The organism is Herbaspirillum sp. B65 (assembly GCF_000333555.1).
GTDB lineage: Bacteria > Pseudomonadota > Gammaproteobacteria > Burkholderiales > Burkholderiaceae_D > Herbaspirillum > Herbaspirillum rubrisubalbicans.
On the sequence record NZ_BADI01000510.1, the window covers coordinates 1 to 1321 of the forward strand.

Genomic DNA, 1321 nt, shown 5'->3' on the forward strand with positions numbered 1-1321 from the left:
TTCTATAAAGTAGACAAAAAACCAAATCAGGGAAAAGCGCAGGCTGCATGAACATTCCAGCAAGTAATCTGGCTGCGAACGGGGAATTGTCGTCCGGTTGCCGTAGCGGCCAATTGGATGGCCCCGGATTTGCGTTGCGCTGGCTGCCTGCGCTCTTGCTGTTGCTCTCGCTCCTGTCGAGCTGGCTGCCCCAGGCACAGGCTCAGGGTCGGGAGCTCACGGTAGGCGTGTACCAGAATCCGCCCAAGATCTTCTTTGATGGCCAGGGTGTGGCCACCGGCTTGCACATCGACCTGCTGCGCCTGATCGCCCAGCGCGAGCATTGGCAATTGCGTTTCGTGCCCTGCGAATGGCAAGCCTGCCTGCAGCAGGTGGAAAGCGGCCAGATCGATATCCTGCCCGACGTCGCCTGGACCGAGCAGCGCGAGAAAGTGCTGCAATTTCCCACCGCCCCGGCGCTCTACAGCTGGTCCATTCTCTATCGCAGCAGTTCTGTGAGCATCAATTCGGTCTTCGATCTCAAGGGCAAGAAGATCGGCCTGCTGGACAACTCCGTGCAGGCAAATTATTTCCGCAGTCTGGTCGAGGACTCCGGCATCAAGGTCGAGCTGGTACTCCTGAACAATATCGAAAGCGGTTTCAAGATGGCCGCCGTCGGCAAGCTCGACGGCATCGTGGCCAGCCAGCAGGCCGGTGACATGCTGGCCGAGCGCTATCGCCTCTCCGACACCAGTATCGTGTTCCAGCCGGTGAAGCTGTTCTTCGTCAGCGGCAAGGGGCAGCCCCACGACACGCTGGCCGCCATCGACCGTGCGCTGCTGCAATGGCAAGCCGATCCCGATTCGATCTACTTCCAGATCCTGCGCAAATGGGGACGTGGCAATACCGCAGTGCCAACCTATGTCTGGTGGTTGCTGGGCGGTGCGCTGGCCTTGCTGCTGCTGGCTTCGCTGATGGCCATCTACCTGCGCCGTGAAGTGGCCCGCCGCACTGCGCGCCTGCGCCAAAGCGAAGCCTCGCTACGCATCGCCGCCGCCGCCTTCCATTCGTCCGAAGCGATCTGGGTCATGGGCGCCGACCGCAAGGTGCTGGAAGCCAATGACGCCTTTACCGAACTGACCGGTTATCGCCAGGATGAACTTGATGAGCATGGAATGCCGCCCTGCCGTCGCGATGCACTCCAGGACGATTTCCGCGCCGAGCTTTGGACCCGGGTCCAGCACGAAGGCAAATGGCAGGGTGAACTGCTGGTGCAGCACAAGAATGGCCAGACCTTCTGGGCCATGCTGACCCTGACCGCCGGGCCGATCCGCACGCAAGT

The 1321-nt window shown here is 61.0% G+C and carries 1 protein-coding gene; it reads left to right on the top strand.

The genetic code is table 11. The features are described from left to right. Window positions 1-134 precede the first annotated feature (134 nt). Window positions 135-1321 (top strand): transporter substrate-binding domain-containing protein (locus I5W_RS12360; RefSeq protein ID WP_252717003.1); only part of this gene is annotated, 1187 nt, incomplete at its 3' end.